At 68.6% G+C, this 21,425-nt stretch carries 19 protein-coding genes; 11 read left to right on the top strand and 8 right to left on the bottom strand.

Annotated elements, in window-relative coordinates; genetic code table 11:
* Positions 1 to 166 precede the first annotated feature (166 nt).
* The 8 genes from SB751_RS00565 (at position 167) to SB751_RS00530 (ending at position 8,326) form a co-directional block, all read left to right on the top strand.
* Positions 167 to 1,783: a cbb3-type cytochrome c oxidase subunit I gene (locus tag SB751_RS00565; protein ID WP_144195481.1), complete on the top strand. Its 1,617-nt coding sequence runs from the start codon at positions 167 to 169 to the stop codon at positions 1,781 to 1,783.
* Between the two features lie 3 nt (positions 1,784 to 1,786).
* Positions 1,787 to 2,389, top strand: coding sequence for a cbb3-type cytochrome c oxidase subunit II (locus SB751_RS00560; protein ID WP_186296740.1), 603 nt, complete (start codon positions 1,787 to 1,789; stop codon positions 2,387 to 2,389).
* A 32-nt stretch (positions 2,390 to 2,421) separates the two neighbouring features.
* Positions 2,422 to 3,033: a c-type cytochrome gene (locus tag SB751_RS00555; protein ID WP_144195480.1), complete on the top strand. Its 612-nt coding sequence runs from the start codon at positions 2,422 to 2,424 to the stop codon at positions 3,031 to 3,033.
* On the top strand, positions 3,026 to 3,730 hold the full coding sequence (locus SB751_RS00550; protein ID WP_410747712.1) for an SCO family protein: 705 nt from the start codon (positions 3,026 to 3,028) through the stop codon (positions 3,728 to 3,730). Before SB751_RS00555 ends, SB751_RS00550 begins: the two co-directional genes overlap by 8 nt.
* Positions 3,727 to 4,440: a hypothetical protein gene (locus SB751_RS00545; RefSeq protein ID WP_144195476.1), complete on the top strand. Its 714-nt coding sequence runs from the start codon at positions 3,727 to 3,729 to the stop codon at positions 4,438 to 4,440. Before SB751_RS00550 ends, SB751_RS00545 begins: the two co-directional genes overlap by 4 nt.
* A 43-nt stretch (positions 4,441 to 4,483) precedes the next feature.
* Positions 4,484 to 5,671, top strand: coding sequence for an HD-GYP domain-containing protein (locus SB751_RS00540; RefSeq protein WP_144195474.1), 1,188 nt, complete (start codon positions 4,484 to 4,486; stop codon positions 5,669 to 5,671).
* Positions 5,672 to 5,811: 140 nt separating this feature from the next.
* Positions 5,812 to 7,110: a mechanosensitive ion channel family protein gene (locus tag SB751_RS00535; protein WP_211944094.1), complete on the top strand. Its 1,299-nt coding sequence runs from the start codon at positions 5,812 to 5,814 to the stop codon at positions 7,108 to 7,110.
* A 142-nt stretch (positions 7,111 to 7,252) separates the two neighbouring features.
* Positions 7,253 to 8,326: an NAD(P)-dependent alcohol dehydrogenase gene (locus SB751_RS00530; RefSeq protein ID WP_211944093.1), complete on the top strand. Its 1,074-nt coding sequence runs from the start codon at positions 7,253 to 7,255 to the stop codon at positions 8,324 to 8,326.
* A gap of 37 nt (positions 8,327 to 8,363) precedes the next feature.
* Here the strand turns inward: SB751_RS00530 and purT are convergent, their stop codons facing one another.
* From purT to SB751_RS00510, 4 genes are all read right to left on the bottom strand, one after another.
* Positions 8,364 to 9,566 (bottom strand): formate-dependent phosphoribosylglycinamide formyltransferase, encoded by a 1,203-nt coding sequence (purT, locus tag SB751_RS00525; RefSeq protein WP_144195468.1) that lies wholly within the window; start codon positions 9,564 to 9,566, stop codon positions 8,364 to 8,366.
* Between the two features lie 149 nt (positions 9,567 to 9,715).
* Complete coding sequence (locus tag SB751_RS00520; RefSeq protein WP_144195466.1) at positions 9,716 to 11,917, bottom strand: TonB-dependent siderophore receptor; 2,202 nt, start codon at positions 11,915 to 11,917, stop codon at positions 9,716 to 9,718.
* Between the two features lie 156 nt (positions 11,918 to 12,073).
* Positions 12,074 to 12,874, bottom strand: coding sequence for an IclR family transcriptional regulator (locus SB751_RS00515; RefSeq protein ID WP_410747711.1), 801 nt, complete (start codon positions 12,872 to 12,874; stop codon positions 12,074 to 12,076).
* On the bottom strand, positions 12,874 to 13,662 hold the full coding sequence (locus SB751_RS00510; protein ID WP_144195462.1) for an IclR family transcriptional regulator: 789 nt from the start codon (positions 13,660 to 13,662) through the stop codon (positions 12,874 to 12,876). The genes SB751_RS00515 and SB751_RS00510 overlap by 1 nt, the downstream gene beginning before the upstream one ends.
* A gap of 154 nt (positions 13,663 to 13,816) precedes the next feature.
* Here SB751_RS00510 and SB751_RS00505 point away from each other — a divergent pair, with 154 nt between their 5' ends.
* The 3 genes from SB751_RS00505 to SB751_RS00495 all read left to right on the top strand — a co-directional run bounded on the left by SB751_RS00505 (position 13,817) and on the right by SB751_RS00495 (position 17,037).
* A complete protein-coding gene (locus SB751_RS00505; protein ID WP_144195452.1) occupies positions 13,817 to 14,977 on the top strand; it encodes an acyl-CoA dehydrogenase family protein in 1,161 nt (386 codons plus the stop codon).
* A gap of 86 nt (positions 14,978 to 15,063) precedes the next feature.
* Complete coding sequence (locus SB751_RS00500; RefSeq protein ID WP_244845081.1) at positions 15,064 to 16,005, top strand: Bug family tripartite tricarboxylate transporter substrate binding protein; 942 nt, start codon at positions 15,064 to 15,066, stop codon at positions 16,003 to 16,005.
* 36 nt (positions 16,006 to 16,041) lie between these two features.
* On the top strand, positions 16,042 to 17,037 hold the full coding sequence (locus SB751_RS00495) for an oxidoreductase (RefSeq protein ID WP_250025258.1): 996 nt from the start codon (positions 16,042 to 16,044) through the stop codon (positions 17,035 to 17,037).
* A gap of 10 nt (positions 17,038 to 17,047) precedes the next feature.
* On the opposite strand, the gene SB751_RS00490 is transcribed toward SB751_RS00495, so the two are convergent.
* From SB751_RS00490 to SB751_RS00475, 4 genes are read right to left on the bottom strand one after another with little or no spacing between them, the layout of a single operon-like run.
* Entirely contained in the window at positions 17,048 to 19,018 is a 1,971-nt protein-coding gene (locus SB751_RS00490) for a response regulator (protein ID WP_410747710.1), read from the bottom strand.
* The gene (locus tag SB751_RS00485) at positions 19,011 to 19,937 is read right to left on the bottom strand and encodes a sensor histidine kinase (RefSeq protein ID WP_144195444.1); all 927 of its coding nucleotides are present in this window, start codon (positions 19,935 to 19,937) and stop codon (positions 19,011 to 19,013) included. Before SB751_RS00485 ends, SB751_RS00490 begins: the two co-directional genes overlap by 8 nt.
* Before the next feature lie 41 nt (positions 19,938 to 19,978).
* Complete coding sequence (locus SB751_RS00480) at positions 19,979 to 21,025, bottom strand: ATP-binding protein (protein WP_246118892.1); 1,047 nt, start codon at positions 21,023 to 21,025, stop codon at positions 19,979 to 19,981.
* Positions 21,000 to 21,425 (bottom strand): anti-sigma regulatory factor, encoded by a 426-nt coding sequence (locus SB751_RS00475; RefSeq protein ID WP_187645152.1) that lies wholly within the window; start codon positions 21,423 to 21,425, stop codon positions 21,000 to 21,002. The genes SB751_RS00480 and SB751_RS00475 overlap by 26 nt, the downstream gene beginning before the upstream one ends.

The following is a 21,425-nucleotide window of genomic DNA, read 5'->3' as shown; positions in this document are numbered from 1 at the left end:
CCCGATTCAGTGCCCTCTGCGCGCCCCCTGTGCACCTCCTGTGCGTAACGCGCCTGCAACGTCCGGCGGCGGTGGTCACCCAAAAATCTCAGGAAGTGGCTATGGGCGCCAAATCGCCCCGTGCGTAATCTGCGCAGGACTCGTCTCATGCCCTGCCGGCAATGCCATGAATACCATCGCCATTCTGCTCTCCGCGTTCCTGCTTTCGGTGATCGCGCTGGCGGCCTTTATCTGGAGCATGCAGAAGGGCCTGTTCGATACTTCACCAGCCGCCGCGCGGGTGATCTTTGCCGACGGCGAGGCCGGGCAGCCCGAGGATCCCGCCTCGGCGCACCTGACGCCGGGCATGGACGACCCCTCGCGCGATGCTGCCGATGCATCTTCCGCGCCAGTCGTGTTCCTGTTCATCTGCTGCGCCATGGTGTGGCTGGTGGTGGCGTCGATGGCCGGGCTCACCGCCTCGATCAAGCTGCACGAACCGGACCTGCTCGCCAGCGTGCCCTGGCTGTCCTTCGGCCGCATTCGCACCATCCACCTGAATGCCGTGGCCTACGGCTGGGCGCCAATGGCCGGGCTGGCCATCGCCCTGTTCCTGCTGCCCCGACTGCTCAAGACGGCGCTGGTGGGCGCGCGCTGGGCGGTGCTGGGCGCGGCGGTGTGGAATGCGGGGCTGATTGCCGGCATCGGCAGCATTGGCGCGGGGATTTCCGATGGCATGGAGTGGCTCGAGATTCCCTGGCAGGTGGACATCCTGTTCGTGGTGGGCGGCGCCTTCGTGGGCGTGCCGCTGGTGCTGACGCTGGTCAACCGGAAGGTGGATCACCTCTACGTGTCGGTCTGGTACATGGGCTGCGCGCTGTTCTGGTTCCCGGTGCTGTTCCTGGTGGCCAACGTGCCCGGTGTGCACTTCGGCGTGGAGCAGGCCACCATGAACTGGTGGTTCGGCCATAACGTGCTGGGGCTGTTCTACACGCCGCTGGCGCTGGCTTCCATCTATTACTTCCTGCCCAAGATCATTGGCCAGCCGGTCAGGTCGTACGGGCTCTCGCTGCTGGGCTTCTGGGCGCTGGCGTTCTTCTACGGGCAGGTGGGCGGCCACCACCTCGTGGGCGGGCCGGTGCCGGGGTGGCTGATCACGCTGTCCATCGTGCAAAGCATGATGATGCTGATTCCGGTGATCGCGTTCTCCATCAACCAGCACCAGACGCTGCGTGGCAACTTCCGCCGGCTGATCGACTCGCCGACGCTGCGTTTCGTCACCTTCGGCGGGATGATGTACACGCTGAGTTCCATCCAGGGCTCGTTCGAGGCACTGCGCGCGGTCAACCGCGTGGCCCACTTCACGCACTACACGGTGGCCCACGCCCATCTGGGGCTGTACGCCTTCGTCAGCTTCGCGTTCTTTGGCGCGCTGTACTTCATCGTGCCGCGCGTGACCGGCCGCGAATGGCCGTACCGCTGGATGATCTATATGCACTTCTGGCTCGCGGCGGGCGGCATCGGCATCTATTTCGTCTTCCTGAGCATTGGCGGCTGGCTGCAGGGGCTGGCCATGCTGGACGCGGCGCGGCCGTTCATGGACTCGGTCGCCGTGACCCTGCCTTACCTGCGCGCCCGCTCGCTGGGCGGGGCGCTGATGCTGGCGGGCCACCTGTTCTTCGTGACGAACTTCGTCTGCGCGATCTTCGGCCTCGGGCCCAATCGTGACCGCCCGGCGCTGTTCCACCAGGGCCGCCAGCGCAAAACCAGCCAGCCGGGCCAAAAACCTGCCGAGGGAGTCTGAACCGTGAACAATGAAAGCGCCCTGCTGGCGGGGGGCATGACCATGCTGGCGCTGGCCACCAGCGCGCTGGTCGTCCTGCCGTATCTGCAACTCCAGGACGTCAAGCCCACCGAAGGCACCAAGCCCTATACCGCCGCGCAACTGCGCGGGCGGGAGGTCTATATCGCCAACGGCTGCATCTACTGTCATTCCCAGCAGCCGCGCGACAGCGCCTACGCGCCGGACGACAAGCGCGGCTGGGGCCGCGTGGCCGTGGCCGGCGACTATTACTACGACAAGCCGCACCTGCTGGGCACCATGCGGACCGGGCCGGACCTGATGAATATCGGCGTGCGCCAGCCCGGCGCCGACTGGCACCTCGGGCACCTGTACCAGCCGCGCGCCTACGTGAGCGGCAGCATCATGCCGAGCTATCCGTACTTGTTCGATGTGAAGGATGCGCCGGAGCCGGGCGACAAGCCGGTGACGCTGCCCCCGGGCTACGCGCCGCCGGGCAAGGTGGTGGTGCCAACCGCCGCCGCGTCTGACCTGGTGGCCTATCTCCAGTCGCTGAACCGCACCGGGGCGGTGTTGCCGCCCGCCGGCGGCGAGTCGAACCCGCGATAAGTACACGACAAGCGTATCCGCAGAGGAAACAGATGGCAGATCCATCGGAAGAACGGCAGGCCGCCGCGGCGCGTGCCCGCGAGAATGCCGATCCGCACGAGAACCGCGCGCCGATTCCCCGCTACGTGCTGGCCATGGTGGCGGCACTGGTGGCGTGGGGGGCGTTCTATATCGTGACGTCCGAGAGCGAGCAGCCCTCGGCGCTGGGCGACAGCCGCACCCTGGCCGACCTGCAAGGCAAGCCCAAGGGTGCCGGCGGCGGCGCCGTGGATGGCGCGGCGGTGTTCCAGGCCCGCTGCGTGGCCTGCCATCAGGCCACCGGGCAGGGTTTGCCGGGCGTGTTCCCGCCGCTGGCGGGCTCGGAATGGGTGGTGGGGCAGGAGGCGCGCCTGGCGTCCATCGTGCTGCGTGGCGTGACCGGCAAGCTGACCGTCAAGGGCACCGCCTACAACGGGGCGATGCCGGCCTTCGCGGACCAGTTGTCCGATGCCGAAATCGCTGCCGTGCTGACCCATGTGCGCAGCCAGTGGGGCAATACCGCTGGCCCCGTGACGGCGGAAGCCGTGGCCGCCGCGCGCACCCAGACCGCCACCATGGCGGCGCCGTTCGATGGTGACGCGGCGCTCGGCAGCCCGGGTGGCTAGCCTCGCCCACCGTGTTAAGCCCGCGCGCCCGCGCGGGTCTCCGGCTGTGCTGATGGTGCTGGCGGTGCTCTGCCTGGTGCTTGTGCTGGGCGCCAGCGGCCTCTGGGCCATCACGCATGGCCTGACGGCCTGGACGCTTGACCAGCGCCGCGAGGCGCGCATCGCCGCGCACCAGATGCGCCTGCCGCCCATCGCGGTGCATGACCAACTGGGCCAGCCGCACCGGCTTTTCGGCGAATTACCAGCCGAAGGGCCAGCCGAGGGTGCTCGCGCCGTGTATCTCGTCGATGCCATCTACACCCGCTGCCAGACCGTGTGCCGCGCGCTCGGGGCCGCGTTCGCCCAGCTATCGCGCCAGCTGGAGGCGGACGGCATGACCGGCCGGATCGGCCTGATCTCGCTGTCTTTCGATCCGCGTGACACCGGCGCCGATCTGGCCAGCTACGCCCGCGAGCACGGCGCCAGGCCGCCGCAATGGCGGGTGGCTGCGCCGGACGCGCCCGCCGCCATGCAGGCGCTGCTGCGCGAGGCCGACATCATCGCCATTCCGGACGGCTTCGGCGGCTTCGTCCACAACGGCGGCCTGCAGGTGGTGGATGCGCGTGGCGTGGTGCTGGGCAGCTTCGCGCTGGAAGACTTCCACGCGGCCTATGCGCTGGCCCAGCGCCATGCCTTGGCGGGTGGAGCCGGGCGATGAGAATCGTCCGGCCTCTGGCGCTGGTCGCCGTCTTTGTCACCCTGGCCGTACCAGCGCTGCGGGAGCCCCTGGAAGCCTCGATGGCCCTGCAAATGCTGGCGCTGCTGCCGGGCGTATTCGCCGCCGGCTGGCTGTCCGCGCGGCTGGCCCCGGCGCGCTGGCAGGCCCGGGCGATGGCGGCGCTGCGGCCGCACGCGCTGAGCCTGCTGGTAGTGGCGGCCCTCGGCTACGGGCTGTGGATGCTGCCGATTGCACTGGACCTCGCGCGGCTGTCGCCGGCGGTCAATGCCGCCAAATTCGCTACGGTGTTCGTGGCCGGCTTGTCAACTGGCATCGCGCTCCGCGTGGCGGCGTGGCCGCTGGTGTTGTTCTTCGGCGGCAACATGGTCTGGATGGGCCTGACCTTCGGTATGCTCTTCATCGACGCACCCGCGCGCCTGTGCGCGAGCTACCTGATCGACGACCAGCGCATGGCCGGTGTCGGGCTGGTGGCGGGGTCGGCCGGGGTTGGGGTCTGGCTGCTGGCCTGGGTGGTGCGTCGTGCAGGATGGTCGAATTCGGAAGATTCCGAAAAAACCGCTAAAGATTGGCCGGCGATTGCCGTTAACGCGGGCCAAAAGGGTCTTACACAAAAGGGTCGCAAACAACAACTGCGTGCCGCGGCAACGACCGTGGCGCCGGACAAGGGGCCTGACAGAGCCCCGGATTGACGGGTTCGCGGAGACATCCGCACCCATTTCAAGGGACAAGTGCATGCTGAGAAGAATTCGAGCGGAACAGCTCCAGGTGGGCATGTTCGTGGCCAGGCTGGGCGGACCCTGGATCAACCACCCGTTCTGGCGCTCGCGTTTCCTCGTCACCAGCGACGACCAGGTCACGCAGATCCAGTCGGCCAACGTGCAGGATGTGTGGATCGACATCCTCAAGGGCCGCAACCTCCCCACGCCGGCCGCGCCGGAGATGATGGAGGCCGACCTTTCCGACGACGATCCCGAGGCCAGTTTCGAGGAGGAACTGGAGCGCGCGCGCGAGCTGATCAAGAGTGGTCGCTCCTTGGTAGGCAACATGTTCAGCGATGTGCGCATGGGCCGCGCGCTGGAGACCGCCGGGGCGCTGCTGCTGGTGGATTCGGCGTCGCTGTCGCTGTCGCGCCATTCCCAGGCGCTGCTGGCCATGGCCCGGCTCAAGGCCAAGGACGACTACACCTACCTGCACTCGTTCTCCGTGTGCGCGCTGATGATTGCCGTGGGCCGCACGCTCAAGCTGCCCGATGGCGAGGTCCGTGAACTCGGGCTGGCCGGGCTGGTGCACGACATCGGCAAGCTGACGCTGCCCGATTCGCTGCTGCACAAGGCCACCGACCTCACGCCGGCCGAGGAAGAGCAGATGCGCCGCCACCCGTCGGCGGGCTACCGCATCCTCAACGAGGCGCGCCTGTACACCAATATCCCGCTCGACGTCTGCGTGCACCACCACGAGCGCGTGGACGGGCGCGGCTACCCGTTCGGGCTGGTCGAGCACGAGATCAGTGTGCACGCCAAGATCGCGGCGATCTGCGATACCTATGACTCGCTGACCTCGCCCCGGCCCAACCATCAGGCCTGGGCGCCGGCGCGCGCGGTGGAGTACATCGCCGTGCGCGTGGACACGCTGTTCGACCGCCGGGTATTCAAGGCGTTTACGCGCACGGTGGGCATCTACCCGCTTGGCACGGTGCTGCGGCTGCGCTCCAGCCGGCTGGGCGTGGTGTGCGGCCAGAACGAGGACGAGCCGCTGCGGCCCCGCGTGATGACGTTCTACAACGTGGCGGCGTCCCAGGCGGTGCCGCCGCAGGTCATCGACCTGTCCCACAGCGAGGACACCGTGGTGGCCTTCGAGGACGCGCGCCAGTGGGGCTATACCGACGAGCAGCTGATGGCGATGTACGCGCCACACGGGTGAGGGTGGGCATCGACGATCAACCGATCGAGAATCGGCCGTGAGACGATTCTGAAAACGGCAGGCGGGGGCGAGAAAGCCGTCGCGGCGGGGCGGGTGGCTAGTACACTTGGCGCTTGTTTGTTGACCGACCTGCCTGCCGCATGAATTTCGATGCCCTGCTGGACCTGTTCCAGCAACGCCTTCCCGCCCACCCCTCGGCCCAGATTGCGCTCTATGTGCTGGCGCTCGGCGTGATTGCCGCGCTGGCCCAGTGGCTGATCGCGCGCGTGGCGGGCCGCCTGGTCTACCGGGTGCTGAGCCTGTCCGGCCACCGCAACTGGGCCGCGGCGCTGCTGCGCCACCGCATTTACCGCCGGCTTGGCTACGCCATCTTCCTGGCGGTAATCGCGCTCGGCATCGGCGAGGTGCCCAACCTCGGCCGTTTCTCGCAACTGATTGAGCGGCTGGCCCATGCCGGCACGTGGGTCAGCGTGTTCCTGATGCTGTCCGGGGTGTTCTCGGCCTGGCAGACCGTGTTCGCGGGCAGCCAGCGGGCGCAGACGCGCTCGATCAAGGGCTACGTGCAGGTGGCCCAGCTCGCGCTGTGGCTGGTCTGCGGCGTGCTGGTGCTGTCGATCCTGATCGACCGCTCGCCGCTCTGGATGCTCTCCGGCCTGGGCGCGCTCTCGGCGGTGCTGCTGCTGGTTTTCAAGGACACGCTGCTGTCGCTGGTGGCCAGCACGCAGCTGACCACCAACGACATGCTGCGCATCGGCGACTGGATCGAGATGCCGCAGTCCAATGCCGATGGCTTCGTGATGGACATCGCGCTGCACACGGTCAAGGTCAAGAACTGGGACAACACGGTCACCACGGTGCCCACCTACAAGCTGTTCTCAGAGAGCTACCGCAACTATCGGCACATGTTCGAGTCCGGCGCGCGGCGCATCAAGCGGACGCTGCGCATCGACGCCACCAGCGTGCGCTTCCTGGAGGATGAGGAGCTGCACGCGCTGATGCGCTTCCGGCTGCTGCACGACTACCTGGAGATCAAGCAGGCCCAGGTGGCGCAGGCCAACCTTACCCTGAGCGGCCCGGACGACGACCCGGTGAACCGGCGCCGGCTGACCAATGTGGGCACGTTCCGCGCCTACGGCATGGCCTACCTGCGCGCCCATCCCGAAATCCACCACGATCTGCTGCTGAACCTGCGCATGATGGAGCCTGATTCGCAGGGCATTCCCATCGAGGTCTACTGCTTCACCACGCTGACCGGCTGGACGGACTACGAGCGCATTCAGGGCGATATTTTCGACCACCTGCTGGCGATCCTGCCGGAGCTGGGGCTGCGGCTGTACCAGGCGCCGTCCGGCGCGGACCTGAGCGGGCTGCGGGCCAACCCGGTGCTCGGCGCGCAGCATGCGGCACTTGCCGTGGCGGCGGCGGATGCACGGGCGTAGCAACGTCAATTGATCGAAAACATCAGACTTTGCAGCAAGCTTGCACGCGATCAACCCGCGCGCAGATACCCCGGCTCCGGATTGGCATGTCCTTGTCCCATCGACTAGCCTGTTTATCTGCGGCAACCGTCGGGAGTGCGTCATGGCAAGCATGCAAGCGTTGGTCTTCAAGGGGCCCGGACAGATCGAACTCCGGGAAAAGCCGATTCCAGAGGTGGGGCCGACCGATGCGCTGATCCGCATCACGACCACCACCATCTGCGGCACGGATGTCCACATCCTCAAGGGCGAGTATCCGGTCAAGCCGGGCCTGACCATCGGCCATGAACCGGTCGGCGTGATCGAGAAGCTTGGCAGCGTGGTGACCGGCTACCGGGTGGGCCAGCGCGTGATTGCCGGGGCGATCTGTCCGAGCTTTCATTCCTACGCGTGCCAGGACGGGCGGCCTTCGCAGGATGGCCAGGCGCACGGCCATGGCTACAAGCCGATGGGCGGCTGGCGCTTCGGCAACACCATCGACGGCACCCAGGCCGAATACGTGCTGGTGCCCGATGCCCAGGCGAACCTCTCGCCCATTCCGGACGGCCTGACCGATGAACAGGTGCTGATGTGCCCGGACATCATGTCCACGGGCTTTGCCGGGGCGGAGCAGGCCAACATCAAGATTGGCGATGCGGTGGCGATTTTCGCCCAGGGGCCGATCGGGCTCTGCGCCACGGCTGGCGCGCGGCTGTGCGGCGCGGGGATGATTATCGTGGTGGATGGGCTCGACGAGCGTCTGGCCATCGCGCAGAAGATGGGCGCGGATGCCGTGGTGAACTTCCGCAAGGTGGACGTCGTGGCGGAGATCCTGCGCCTGACCGGGGGGCGGGGCGTGGACGCCTCCATCGAGGCGCTCGGCACGCAGGCCACCTTCGAGGCGGCGCTGCGCGTGCTGAAGCCGGGTGGCACCTTGTCGAGCCTGGGCGTCTATTCGAGCGACCTGCGTATTCCGCTCGATGCCTTCGCCGCCGGGCTGGGCGACCATCGCATCGTGACGTCGCTGTGCCCGGGCGGCAAGGAGCGGATGCGGCGGCTGATGCAGGTGATCGAGACCAATCGCCTCGACCTCGGGCCGATGGTGACCCACCGGTTCCCGCTGTCACGCATCGTCGAGGCGTACGACCTGTTCTCGAATCAGCGTGACGGCGTGCTGAAGGTCGCCATCACGCCTTGACCGGCGTAGTCCCTCAGTCCCTCAGCCCCTCAGCCCCTCAGCCCTTGCGCGGCTTGACGCGGCTGGCTGCATCCTTGGCGCGCGCGCGGGCCACGTCCACGTTTTCGGCGTAGGCCAGCGCCACGCCCATGCGGCGGCGCTCGAAGCTCTCCGGCTTGCCGAACAGGCGCAGTTCGGTCTGCGGCACGCGCAGCGCGTCGTCCACGCCGTCGAAGACGATGCCCTGGGCTTCCACGCCGCCGTAGATCACGGCACTGGCGCCGGGGCTCTTGAGCGCCGTACTGACCGGCAGGCCGAGGATGGCGCGGGCGTGGAGTTCGAACTCGTTCTGCCACTGGGTGATCATCGTCACCATGCCGGTGTCGTGCGGGCGCGGGCTGACCTCGCTGAACCAGACCTGCTCGCCCTTGACGAACAGTTCCACGCCGAACAGCCCCTGGCCGCCGAGGTCGGCCGTCACCGCGCGGGCGATGTGCTGCGCCGTTGCGAGGGCCTGCGGATGCATCGGGTGGGGCTGCCAGCTTTCCACGTAGTCGCCGCTGACCTGCACATGGCCGATCGGCTCGCAGAATTGCGTTTCCACCTGGCCATCGGCGCCCACGGCGCGCACGGTCAGCAGGGTGATTTCGTAGTCGAAGTCGATGAAGCCTTCCACGATCACACGGCCGTGGCTCACGCGGCCGCCGGCCATGGCGTAGTCCCAGGCGGCCTTGACGCCCTCGGGGCCGTCGATCTTGCTCTGGCCCTTGCCGGAGCTGCTCATCACCGGCTTGACCACGCACGGGTAGCCGATGCCGCCGTCGATGGCGGCCTGGAGTTCCTCGAGCGAATCGCAGAACTTGTACGGGCTGGTCGGCAGGGCCAGCGTCTCGGCGGCCAGGCGGCGGATGCCCTCGCGGTCCATGGTCAGCCGTGCGGCACGGGCGGTGGGAATCACGCGGACCACGCCGGCGGCTTCCAGCGCCTCCAGCATCGGGGTGGCGATGGCTTCGATCTCGGGCACCACCAGATCCGGGCGCTCGGCCTCGATCAGGGCCTTCAGCTGCTCGCCGTCGCTCATCGTGATGGTGCGGGCATGGTGCGCCACCTGCTGGCCCGGCGCATTCTCGTAGCGGTCCACGGCGATGGTTTCCACGCCCAGCCGTTGCAGTGCGATCAGCACTTCCTTGCCGAGCTCGCCGGAGCCGAGCAGCATCACTTTGGTGGCGGAGGGGGAGAGGGGCGTTCCGAGGGTGGTCATGGCGGGGCGAAGGTCTGGGGTGAACGGGTAAAGACCGCGATTGTATACGCGGCAGGATCGGCGCTCCAAGCGGCCCAAAGCAAAACGCCCTGCCAGGGCAGGGCGTTTCATAGGTGGCGCATCCGACTCACTACGCGCCTCAGGTCAGCTTAGTACGCGATCTTCGCGGTCAGGCTGACGGCACGCGGGTCCGCCGGCTGGACGTAGCCAGCGTACTGGAAGCCCCAGTAGCGCTTGTTGGCCAGGTTGGTCAGTGCGGCGCGCAGCGTCAGCTCCTTGCCGGCCACGCGGGTGCTGTACGAGGCACCCAGGTTGAACACCGTGTAGCCGCCTGCCGTCAGGTCGCCCTCGGGGCGGACCTTGGTGGTACCCGTGTACTTGCCGTCGAGGCCAACCTTCAGGCCCGGCACGAACGGCACGCGGTAGCTGATCCGGCCCGTCAGGATCCAGTTCGGGGCACCGGCCACGCGGTTGCCGATGTTCAGCTGGCCCTGGTCGTAATAGCTGTCCAGGTACATCGCGCTGCCGCCTACTTCCCACTGGGAGCCGATCCGCGTGCTGCCCGCCATCTCCACACCCTGGTAGATCGACTTGCCGTCCTGGACGAACACCGGCAGCGTGCCGCCGTCGTTGCGGCCGAATTCCGTACGTTGCTCGATGCGGAACAGCGCTGCCGTACCGGTCCAGAGGCCCTGGTCCGTCTTGGCGCCCACTTCGTACTGGCGGCTCTTGGCCGGCGTCAGCGCGGCGCCGGCGTTGGAGTAGAACGACGAGACGATGCCGCCACCGTCGAACGACTCCACGTAGCTGGCGTACAGCGTGGTGCTCGGCATCGGCTTGAACATGATCGCCGCGGTGGGCGTGATCAGGCCGTTCTTGGTGAAGTTGGTGTTGCCGCCCGTGGTGCCCGGGAAGCCGTAGCCGTTCTGCTCGTAGTTGGTGACACGCAGGCCGCCCAGCACCGACCATTTCTCGGTCAGGTACATGGTGTCGCTGACGAACGCCGCCTTCTGCTCGGTGTCGCCGGCGCGGTACTTGTTGAAGCCGGTCTGGCTGTAGTACACGCCGGTGTACGGGGCGTAGATGTTGCCGTTGGCCAACTGCGTGTAGACCGAGTTGGTGCTGTAGCGGTCGATCTGCTTCTGCCAGCTCAGGCCGGCCACCAGTTCATGGCGGAACGGGCCCGTGCGGAACTTGCCTTCGACCATCGACGTCCAGTTGCTGAACTGCTGGCTTTCGGCGCCGTCGTAGCGGAAATCGGTGTAGTCGCCTGCCGCATTCTGCAGGTTGAGCGTGGTTTCGTTACGGCTGCGCGACTGCTTGCTGAAGCTGTAGGTCGTGCTGACGGTCCAGTCGTCGTTGAGCCGGTAGCGCAGGCCGGTCTGGTACACCTGCAGGTTCGAATAGAAGTGCGCGTCGGGGCCGGCGTACAGGCCGCCGCGGCCGCTGACCACGCCCGGCAACTGGCCGCCGGCAGGCAGGGAGCCGGTGTAGAACGTCGGCGTGGCGCCCCAGGTGTTGCGGTCCTGGTAGATGCCGTCGAAGGTCCAGGTCAGGTCACGCGTGATGCGTGCGTCCAGGCCCAGCGAGACCGAATTGCGGTTGATGCCCACGGCATTGCTGGGCTTGCCTTCCTCGTGCGTGAGGTTCAGGCGATAGCCGAACATGTTGTCCGGGCCGGCGCGGCCGCCCACGTCGACGTGCTCGGTCCACACGTGCGACGAGCGGTAGCCCAGTTCCACGCTGGCCGTGAACTGCTCGGTCGGGCGCTTGGTGACGTAGTTGACCGTGCCGCCCGGGTTGCCGAAGCCGTACATGAAGCCGGAGGCGCCCTTGAGCAGTTCCACCTGTTCGAGCTGTTCGTAGGGCAGCGTCAGGCCGTAGCTGATGAACGGCATGCCGTTGATCTTGTACGCGTTGCGCCAGTCGAGCTGCAGGCCGCGCACCGTGGTGTACGACGCCCACGCGTTATTTGCGTTGCTGTTGTCCGAGACCGAGGCGTCGTTGAAGAACACATCGCCGATCTTGGTCACCTGGCGGTCCGCCAGGTCTTCGCCGGTCACGATGGTGGTGGAGAACGGCGTGTCGAGCTGCGAGCGGTTGCCCAGCGCGCCGCCGGAGGCCTTCTTCTTCAGCTGCGGGCCAATTTCGATTTCCTGCGCCGCGCTCACGGTCACGGCCGGCAGCGCCTGCTCGGCCGGGGCGGCTGCCGCCGGCTCCGTCGTCTGGGCGAAGGCGACGCCACACAGCGGGAATCCGGTCAGGACGGCCATCCGGGCGAAAGCGGCCAGAGGGCGCACGCGCGACGGCGCGTGCTGCCGGCGCGCGGCATTGGGCAAGCTGGAAGTCATTGTTATGTTGGCTCGAAGGTGCGAATACTAACGTGAATACGAACGATTCGCGTTACTCGGAAAAGTCGAATGATCCTAGGCGGGCGTTGTGCCGTCAAGGAAAAGCCCGCGTGGGGGCGGGCTTTTGTGGTGTTTTTGCGATGGATAGCTGCCGCGTCAGCGCAGCCCCAGGCGCATCTCGAGCTGGTTCGCCAGGGCCACCAGGCGTGGACCGATGACCTTTTCGACCGCATGGAAGGCCCCCGCCTGCGCCAGCACCCCGCAATGGATGACAAACCAGCGGGAATCCACGCGCGCGCAGAGCGGCACCGCAAAACCGAACACATCCGGTCGCCATTCGCCCCGGCTGGTGCAGTAGCCATGCCGCGCCAGATCCTTGCGCGCCTGCGCCAGCGCCGGCGCCGCGCGGTGGTAGGCCTCGGGGTCTTCCAGCCGCAGGCGGTTCAGCACGGCCGCGCTGGCCTTGGCCGGCGCCCGGCACAGCCATGCCTTGCCGATGGCGCTGGCCAGCATCGGCATGGCGGCGCCCACGTCGGGGGCGAACGCGAGGTCTGGGGTGGCAAGCGCGGTCTCCACGTAGATCATCTGGTTCCGGTCCCGTATGCCCAGTGAGACGGCCCCGCCCAGCTCGCCGGCCATCGCCTGCATCAGCGGGCGGGCAAGCTGGCGGATCGGCATGCCGCACAGCAGCGGGTAGGCCGGCGCCAGCACCGCCGCGCCCAGGCGGTACTTGCCCAGCGCCACGTCATGGCGCAGGTAGCCGAGCGCGGCGAGCGTGTGGGTCAGCCGGGCGACGGTGGACTTCGACAAGCCCGTGCGCAGCACGAAATCCCGGTTGCCGAGCAGGGACTCGCCGGGGCGGTAGGCCAGCAGGATGTCGATGCCGCGCGCCAGCGTGGTGGCGAACTGGCGGTCGCGCTCAGGCGGGGCGGGGGGCTGGGGCGGATGGGGTGCCATCAGCCGGCTCCGGTCAGCAGCAAGAATTCCACCTCCTGCACCATCTCGATCAGGCCCGGGCCCATGCGCTGCTCGAGCATGTCGGGGGTCAGGCGGCTGGCCAGCACGCCGCAGTTGAAGATCAGGATTTCCCCGTCGATCAGCGTGCGCATGGGCACGGCCACGGCGTGCACGTCGCGCTGCCAGGCGCCCGGCGTGCGCGTGAAGCCGAACCGCGCCAGATGTTCGATGGCCTCCGGCACGGCCCGGGCATGGTCGCACCATTCGTCCGGCGCGTGCTCGCGCAGGCCGGCGACGACTGGCGCGCGCACCGCTTCGGGCGCCTGGGCTAGCCAGGCGCGCCCCATCGCGGTGGTCAGCATCGGCAATGACGCCCCGATCTCCGGGCGGAATGCGATGGCGTCATGGGCGCGGACGGTCTCCACGTAGACCATATGCAGGCGGTCGCGCATGCCGAGCGAGACCGTGCCGCCTATGCAGTCGCTGAGGCATTTCATCAGCGGGCGGGCCAACTGGCGCACGCCCAGCGAGGCCAGCAGCGGATAGCCGAGCGAGAGCGCCGTGGAGCCCAGCCGATAGCGGCGCAAGTGCCTGTCGTAGAGCAGCAGGCCCCGGGCGGCCAGCGTGTACGTCAGCCGGCTGATGGTGGCCTTCGACAAGCCGGTCCGATCCGCCAGTTCCTTGTTGCTCAGCACCGTCTCGCCGGCGCGAAAGCACTGGAGCAGCCCCAGGCCATGGGCCAGCGTGGTGGCAAACGCGGGATCGGGATGATGGGGGCGAGAGATCATGGGGTTAACCCTTGGTATGGTGTTGCCGCCGGGTTCTTCCATAAGGGTAGACGATGTTCAAGATAGCGAAACATTGATAGTGCAAACGATGCACCCACCGTACGCTCGACGCGATGCCCTGCCTTTGTCGGTGCCGACTGGAGCGAAAAACCGAATGATCCGAGACCCGGAAGTCTTCGATCCCTTCCTGCACGCATTGCAACGCTTCGTGCGTGAACGCCTGGTGCCGCGCGAGGCCGAGGTAGCGGAGCGCGACGAAGTGCCCGGCGACATCGTGGACGCCATGGCCGCGCAAGGCATGTTCGGCTATTCGATTCCAGAGGAATACGGCGGCGCCGGCATGACCACCGAGGAACTGGTGCAGGCGGCGATGATGCTGTCGCAGTGCTCGGTGGCGTTCCGGGCCCGCGTGGGCACCAACACGGGCATCGGCTCGGAGGCGCTGGTGGCCGATGGCACGCCGACCCAGAAGCGCCGCTACCTGCCGTTGCTGGCCAGTGGCGAGGTGACCGGCGCCTTCGCGCTGACCGAGCCGGAAGCCGGCTCGGACGCCACTGCGCTGCAAACCTCGGCCCGGCGCGACAGTGACCACTACGTGCTCAACGGCACCAAGTGCTTCATCACCAATGCGCCCCTCGCCGGCCTGTTCACGGTGATGGCCCGCACCGATCCGGACACCCCCGGCGCGGCCGGCATCTCGGCCTTCATCGTGCCGCGCGACACCCCCGGGCTCACCACCGGCGCGCCGTATCGCAAGATGGGGCAGGCCGGCTCGCCGGTCTCCGAGGTCTATTTCCGCGATTGCCGCGTGCCGGCGGACAGCCTGATCGGCGGCGAGCCAGGGCAGGGCTTCCGCACGGCGATGAAGGTGCTGAACAAGCAGCGTATCCACCTGGCGGCGCTGTGCATCGGGCCGGCCATCCGCATGCTCGACGACGCCGTGCGCTTCGTCACCGGCCGCAGGCAGTTCGGCCAGCCGCTGGCGGACTTCCAGCTCGTGCAGGGCCTGATTGCCGATTGCCAGACCGACATCCACGCCGCCCGCGCGCTGATCCTGGAGACCGCGCGCCAGCGCGACGCGGGCGCGGACGTGACCATGGAGGCGTCGATCTGCAAGTACTTCGCCTCCGAGATGTGCGGCCGCGTGGCGGACCGCTGCGTGCAGATGTTCGGCGGCTACGGCTATATCGCCGACTACGGCATCGAGCGCTTCTACCGGGACGTGCGCCTGTTCCGGCTGTACGAGGGTACCAGCCAGATCCACCAGCTGAATATCGCCCGGCGCACCATCGCGCAGGCGACGGCGCCGCGCTGAACGTGTAATGTCACATCCGGACAAAACCACCGGAGATGACAAAAATGTTCAAAGCATGTGTAGTCGTCGCAAGTCTTGCATGGGGGATGTTGGGTGTGGTGGGGGTGGCGCAGGGGCAGGGGCAGGGCGCATACCCCAATAGGGTGATCCGGATCGTGGTGCCGTTCGCGCCGGGCGGCACGGCAGACATCGTCGCGCGCCTGCTGGCCGATCCGCTGCGCGAGGAGCTGGGCCAGACCGTGGTGGTCGAGAACAAGCCCGGGGCGGGCGGCAATATCGGCGGCGAGATCGTCGCCCGCGCCGCGCCGGACGGCTACACGCTGCTGCTGGCCAGCGCCGGGCCGACGGTGATCAACCCGAGCCTGTATCCGAAGATGACCTTCGACCCCGCGCGCGACCTCGCGCCGGTGACGATGATCTCGCGCGACTTCAACCTGATGGTGGTGAATGCCGGGCTGCCGGTGACCACGGTGGCCGAGTTCATCGCCTACGCCCGCACGCATAACGGGCAGGTCACCTTCGGCTCGCCCGGCAACGGCACGCCGGCCCAGCTCGCGGGCGAGCTGCTGAACCAGATGGCCGGCCTGCGCATGCAGCACGTGCCATACAAGGGCACTGGCCCGGCCGTGGCGGACCTGGTGGCGGGGCACATCACGGTGTTGATCGACAACATGCCGCCGCTGTGGCCGCACGTGCAGTCCGGCAAGCTGCGCGCGCTCGCGGTGGCCAGTGACAAGCGCGTGCCGATTGCCCCGGACGTGCCCACGGCGGAAGAGGCCGGGCTGAAAGGATTCACGGTCACGGCCTGGAAGGGCCTGATGGCGCCGGCCGGCACGCCGCGCCCGATCATCGACCGGCTCAACCAGGCCACGCTGAAGATCCTGGCCCGGCCGGAGATGCGCAAGCGGTTGATCGACCAGGGCGCCGAGCCGGTCGGCAACACGCCCGAGCAGTTCGCCCAGCAGATCCGCACGGATACCGCCTGGTGGGCGGCGCTGGTGAAGTCCACCGGCACGTCGCTGGATTGATTGGCAATGATTGGCAATGGATAGATAGGAAAGGCTATGTCGCGATTTCTGGCTTACCGGCTTCACGCGCCCACGGCAGGGGCCAGCGCGCCCGCCGCCCGCTTTGTCGAACTGGACGTTGACGATTTGTCGCCCGGCGAGGTGCTGGTGCGCGTGGCGTGGTCGAGCCTGAACTACAAGGACGCGCTGGCCGCCGCCGGCATCAACGCCATCGTGCGCCAGTATCCGCGCATCGGCGGCATCGACCTGACCGGCACCGTGGCGGCGTCGTCCGACGCGCGTTTCCGCGAGGGCGACCCGGTGGTGGTGCACGGCTTCGGCATCGGCGTGGACCATGACGGCGGCCACGCGCAGTACGCGCGCGTGAAGGCGGACTGGGCGATGCCGCTGCCGGCGGGGCTCTCGCTGCGCGAGGCTGCCACGCTCGGCGCGGCCGGCTACACGGCCGGGCTGTGCCTGCACTGGATGGAGCACAACGGGCTGGCGCCGGCGCGCGGCAAGGTGGTGGTAAGCGGGGCAACGGGCGGCGTGGGCAGCATCGCCATCGACATGCTGGCCGGGCGCGGCTACGCCGTGACGGCGCTGACCGGCAAGGCCGCCGAACTCGACTACCTGCGCACGCTGGGCGCGGCGGAGATCCTGCCGGCCGAGGTGGCCAAGGCGACGGGCAAACCGCTGGACCCGGCGCAGTGGGCCGGCGCCGTCGATGCCGTGGGCGGGGAGGTGCTGGCGTGGATGCTGCGCACGCTCCAGCCAGACGGCGTGGCCACGGCCTTTGGCAACGCGGCGGGCGCGCAGTTCGACGCCACCGTGCTGCCATTTATCCTGCGCGGCGTGAAGTTGATCGGCATCAATGCCAACAGCCCGATGGCGCTGCGCAGCGAAGTCTGGGCGAAGATCGCCGACGCCTACCGGCCGCGCCACCTTGACCTGGTAGCCAATGAGATCGCGTTCCAGGACATCCCCGAAGCCATGGCCCGCATGCTGGCGCGGCAGTCGCGCGGGCGCTATCTGGTGCGGATGGAGGGCTGACGCCGCTGGCTCACTGCAGCGGCCCCAGCACGTTTTCGATCGCGCTCATCAGTTCCTGTAGCCGCAGCGGCTTGCCGCACACCGCGTCGAAGCCTGACTCGATGGCCGCGCGGCGGTCCTGCTGGCGCGTGAAGGCGGTCAGGGCGATGGCCGGCGTGCGCGCCTGCGAGGCCACCGCCTCGCGGATGCGCACTTCGCGGATCAGGTCGTTGCCGTCGCGGCCGGGCAGGCCGATGTCGCTGATGATGAGGTCCGGCGTGGCGGCCTCGATCTCATCCAGCGCGGCCTCGCAGTCGCGCACGGTGCGCACCTGCGCGCCGTCGTTCGTCAGGATGGCCGACAGCGCCGCCGCGGCGTCGTCGTCGTCCTCCACCAGCAGCACGTCCAGCGCGTTCAGCGGCACGGCCGGCTGGATGGCCGCCACCTCGGCGCGCTCGGCGCCAGGGTCCGGCGATCCCGGCTCCACCAGCGGAATCGAGACCTCGAAGGTCGCCCCCGTGCCCACGCCGCCGCTGGCGGCATGCACCGTGCCGCCGTGCATCTCGGCCAGATGCTTGACGATGGCCAGCCCCAGCCCCAGGCCGCCGTGCTGGCGCCGGTTGGCGTCGTCGCTCTGGGTGAAGCGGTCGAACAGCAGCGGCAGGAAGTCCGGGGCGATGCCGCGCCCCTGGTCCACCACGCGCACGCGCAGCGTGTCGGCATCGGAGCTGGCCTCCACGCGCACCGCGCCGCCCTCGGGCGAGAACTTGATGGCGTTGGAGAGCAGGTTCCACAGGATCTGCTGGAAGCGCGCCGGGTCCAGCCAGGCGCGGGGAACCAGCGTGGCCGGCAGGTCCACGTCCAGCGCCACGCGCCGCTCGGCGGCCTGCGCCAGCATGCTGTCCAGCGCGCCGCCAATCACGTCGGCGGGTTTGGTGAGTTCGCGTTCGAGCTTCATCTTGCCGACGTTCAGCATCGACACATCGACCAGATCCGCCACCAGCCGGCGCTGGATGGCGATATTGCGCTCCACCGCCGCCAGCCCGCGCCGCCCCTCCTCGGAAGTCACGTGGCGGCTCAGCACATGGGTCCAGACCGAGATCACGTTCAGCGGATTGCGCAGTTCGTGCGAGAGGATGGCGATGAAGTCGTCCTTCATCCGGTTCAGCCGCTCCACGGCGGCGCGCGCGGCCTGCTCGCGCTCGATCAGCTGCTCGCGCTGGCGCTCCAGCAGCACGCGGTCGGTGATGTTGGACACCACGGCCACCTTTACGCCGTTCTCCAGCACGGCTGAAATGCTCCACTCCAGGTGCATGGTCTCGCCCTGCGCGTCGCGCAGCGGAAACGCACCCTGCCAGCCGTCCTGCAGATGCTGGCCGGTGGCCTCGGCCACACGCTCCACCCAATCGGGCGGGGCGAAGGCGGCCACGGGCTGGCCGATCAGCGCGTCGGCGGGGCGCTGCAGCAGGCCCAGCATGGCCGGGTTCAGATCGACGAAGCGCCCCTCCAGGTCCAGCGTGCAGATGCCGCCGATGGCCTGGTGGTAGATCGCGCGGAAGCGTGCCTCGCTCTCGCGCAGCGAGCGCTCGGCGGCGCTGGCGCGCAGCAGCGAGGAGATCGTGGCCACCAGCACGGCCGGCTCGGCCGGGTGGATCAGGTAGGCACTGGCGCCGGCGTCCAGCCCGCGCACCTTGTCGTAGTCGGCCACGTAGGTGGCGGAGAGGTGCACCACCGGCACGGTGGCGGTCTCGGTGCGCTCGCGCAGGCGGCGGCAGACCTGAAAGCCATCGATGTCCGGCAAATTCACGTCGAGCACCACGGCGGAGACGCTGGTGTCGGCGCGTTGCAGCGCCTCCTGGCCGCTCTCGGCCTCGATGGTGCGGAAGCGGGCCGCGCTCAGCACGCGCACCGTGGCGTAGCGCGTAACCGGGTTGTCGTCCACCACCAGCACCAGCGGCGGGGTGTCGCCCCTGCCGGTGGCTGGTGCATTGTGGTCAGCCATGATGGTCTCCGGCAGGCGCGCCCGGGGGCACGGGCAGCGCCACCGGCACGGTCACGTAGAAGCGCGAGCCCACGCCGACTTCGCTCTCGAAGCCGACATGCCCGCCAAGCAGCTCCGCCAGCCGCTTGCTCAGCGCCAGCCCGAGGCCCGAGCCCCGGTAGCGCCGCTGCAGCGGGGAGTCGATCTGCACGAAGTCCTGGAATACCTCGCCGTGGGACTCCGCCGGGATGCCGATGCCGGTATCGCGCACCGAGAACGTGATGGTGTCGTCGCCATCGCACACGGCCGAGACGCGGATCTCGCCGCTGGGCGTGAACTTCAGCGCGTTGGAGATGTAGTTGCGCAGGATCTGCGAGAGCTTGCGGTCGTCGCTGAACAGCTTGGGCACGTCGTGCGGCGCCTCGAAGATCAACGACACCTCGGGGTTGGTCAGCACGGGCTTGAACATGCCGCGCAGGGCGTCGAACAGGGCCACCATGTCGAACCAGGCCGGCGACACATCCACGCGCCCCGCCTCCAGCCGCGCCAGGTCGAGCAGGTCGTTGACCATCTCGGCAAACTCGGCGGCGGTGTCGCGCACGAACACCACCTGCTTTTCCTGCTCGGGGGTGAGCGGGCCGTCCACGCGGTCGATCAGCAGCCGGGTAATGCTCTGGATGGCGACGATCGGCGTGCGGAACTCGTGGCTCATATAGGCCAGGAAGCGGCTCTTCAGCTCGGTGGCCTGGCGCAGCTGGTCGGCCTGGATGTCCAGCTCCGAATACAGCGCCAGCACGCCGCGATTGGTTTCGTCGAGTTCGGCGCGCAGCGCCTCCACTTCCTGGGTGCGCGCCGCCAGCGCGGCCAGGAGTCCGGCGGGGTCGGCGTCGGGGGAGGACGTCGGGTGGGTCGGGTGGGTCGGGGGAGTCGAGTGGGTCATATCGCGGCCAGTCTCACGGTCTCTTGCGGGCCCGGGGGGCATCACCGCTGCGCGCGGCGAACCACCACGACGGTGGCATCGTCGCGGCCCCGGCAGAATTTCCAGAACACAAACGCGGCCACCAGCGAGGGATCGCGCTGCAGCACGGCCGGGTCGTCCAGCCGCCAGCGCGACTGGATGCCATCCGAATGCACGATCAGCAGCGCGTGCGGCGGCCACTCCACCTCCTGCTCCTGCACGGCGCGCATCTGCAGGCCGGCCGTGCCATTCTGGACCAGCAGCGTACGGTCGTCGATGCCGGACATCACGCGCGCCATGACGTTGCCGGCACCGGCATAGCGGATGCGCTGGGCGCCGGCGTCCGCGCGCGCGGCGGTCACGGCGGCGCCGCGCGTGGTGCGCAGCGCGCCATGCGCCAGTTCGAGGTAGCGGCCCGGATGGCTGCCCCGGGCCTGGGCAAACACGGCCAGCGCCACCGCGGCGGCCTCGGCGGCGTCGGGGCCGTGCCCCAGGCCGTCCGCCACCACCACGTCGGCGCGGTTGTCGTGCATGGCCACATTCCAGCCGTCGCCGCTGACCGTCTCGCCCGGCGCGGCCACGCATACGGCGCCCACATCGAAGCCGGCGCCGGCGCGGCGCGGCGCGCCGTTGGCATCGTGCTCGCGGTAGAAGCGGGCCAGGATCAGCGTGCCCTGGCCGGGGCGGGTGTAGACGTCGAAGTCATCGGCCAGCCGGCTGACCGCGCCCAGGCCCTGGCCGGCGCTGCCGCCGGTGGAATAGCCGTCGCGCAGGCAGGCCTGGAGGTCGGCCATGCCGGGGCCGTCATCGATCGAAATCAGCTCGATGGCGATGGCGTCGCCCAGCTGGCACGCGCCCACCAGCAGCCGGCCGCCCCGGGCGTGGCCGACGAGGTTGTTGCCCAGCTCGTTGACGGCCACGGCCAGCCGGCCGGACTGGATGGCGTCGAAGCCGTGCCGCCCGGCCAGTTCGGCGGCGGCGCGGCGGGCCTCGCCCACGCGGCTGCGGTCGCCCATCGGCACGGCGATGTGCGGGCCCAGGTTGTTACTTCCACCGAGTGATGCTGACACAGGTTCCCTCGCCAACTTTGGTATTGATGGCGAACTCGTTCACCAGTCGCTTGCTGCCCGACAGGCCCATGCCCAGCCCGCTGCCCGTGGTCCAGCCGTCGGTCAACGCCTGTTCCACGTCCGGAATGCCGGGGCCCTTGTCCTCGAAATGCAGCCGCAGGCCCTTGCGGATGCCCTCGGCCAGCATCTCCCAGCGCATCTCGCCGCCGCCGCCGTACACCACGGTGTTGCGGGCGAGCTCGCTGGCTGCCGTAATCATCTTAGTCTGCTCCACCAGCGAGAACTTCAGCTGGGTCGTCAGCGTGCGCACCATGGCGCGCGCGTGGACGATATCGCGCTCGTCCTTCAGCGGGGCGCTGCCCGTATCGGCCAGCGCGGTGGCCACGGCAGGGATGGCCAT

This window comes from Cupriavidus sp. SIMBA_020, assembly GCF_046535395.1.
GTDB lineage: Bacteria > Pseudomonadota > Gammaproteobacteria > Burkholderiales > Burkholderiaceae > Cupriavidus > Cupriavidus campinensis.
Note: the sequence above shows the minus strand (reverse complement) of the source record. Positions and strands in the feature narration are given on the sequence as shown.

Coding starts and splice junctions, on each gene's coding strand:
- SB751_RS00565 (WP_144195481.1), top strand. CDS start 167: ATGAATACCATCGCCATTCTGCTCTCCGCGTTCCTGCTTTCGGTGATC.
- SB751_RS00555 (WP_144195480.1), top strand. CDS start 2,422: ATGGCAGATCCATCGGAAGAACGGCAGGCCGCCGCGGCGCGTGCCCGC.
- SB751_RS00545 (WP_144195476.1), top strand. CDS start 3,727: ATGAGAATCGTCCGGCCTCTGGCGCTGGTCGCCGTCTTTGTCACCCTG.
- SB751_RS00540 (WP_144195474.1), top strand. CDS start 4,484: ATGCTGAGAAGAATTCGAGCGGAACAGCTCCAGGTGGGCATGTTCGTG.
- SB751_RS00535 (WP_211944094.1), top strand. CDS start 5,812: ATGAATTTCGATGCCCTGCTGGACCTGTTCCAGCAACGCCTTCCCGCC.
- SB751_RS00530 (WP_211944093.1), top strand. CDS start 7,253: ATGGCAAGCATGCAAGCGTTGGTCTTCAAGGGGCCCGGACAGATCGAA.
- purT (WP_144195468.1), bottom strand. CDS start 9,566: ATGACCACCCTCGGAACGCCCCTCTCCCCCTCCGCCACCAAAGTGATG.
- SB751_RS00520 (WP_144195466.1), bottom strand. CDS start 11,917: ATGACTTCCAGCTTGCCCAATGCCGCGCGCCGGCAGCACGCGCCGTCG.
- SB751_RS00515 (WP_410747711.1), bottom strand. CDS start 12,874: ATGGCACCCCATCCGCCCCAGCCCCCCGCCCCGCCTGAGCGCGACCGC.
- SB751_RS00510 (WP_144195462.1), bottom strand. CDS start 13,662: ATGATCTCTCGCCCCCATCATCCCGATCCCGCGTTTGCCACCACGCTG.
- SB751_RS00505 (WP_144195452.1), top strand. CDS start 13,817: ATGATCCGAGACCCGGAAGTCTTCGATCCCTTCCTGCACGCATTGCAA.
- SB751_RS00500 (WP_244845081.1), top strand. CDS start 15,064: ATGTTGGGTGTGGTGGGGGTGGCGCAGGGGCAGGGGCAGGGCGCATAC.
- SB751_RS00495 (WP_250025258.1), top strand. CDS start 16,042: ATGTCGCGATTTCTGGCTTACCGGCTTCACGCGCCCACGGCAGGGGCC.
- SB751_RS00490 (WP_410747710.1), bottom strand. CDS start 19,018: ATGGCTGACCACAATGCACCAGCCACCGGCAGGGGCGACACCCCGCCG.
- SB751_RS00485 (WP_144195444.1), bottom strand. CDS start 19,937: ATGACCCACTCGACTCCCCCGACCCACCCGACCCACCCGACGTCCTCC.
- SB751_RS00475 (WP_187645152.1), bottom strand. CDS start 21,425: ATGGCCATCCCTGCCGTGGCCACCGCGCTGGCCGATACGGGCAGCGCC.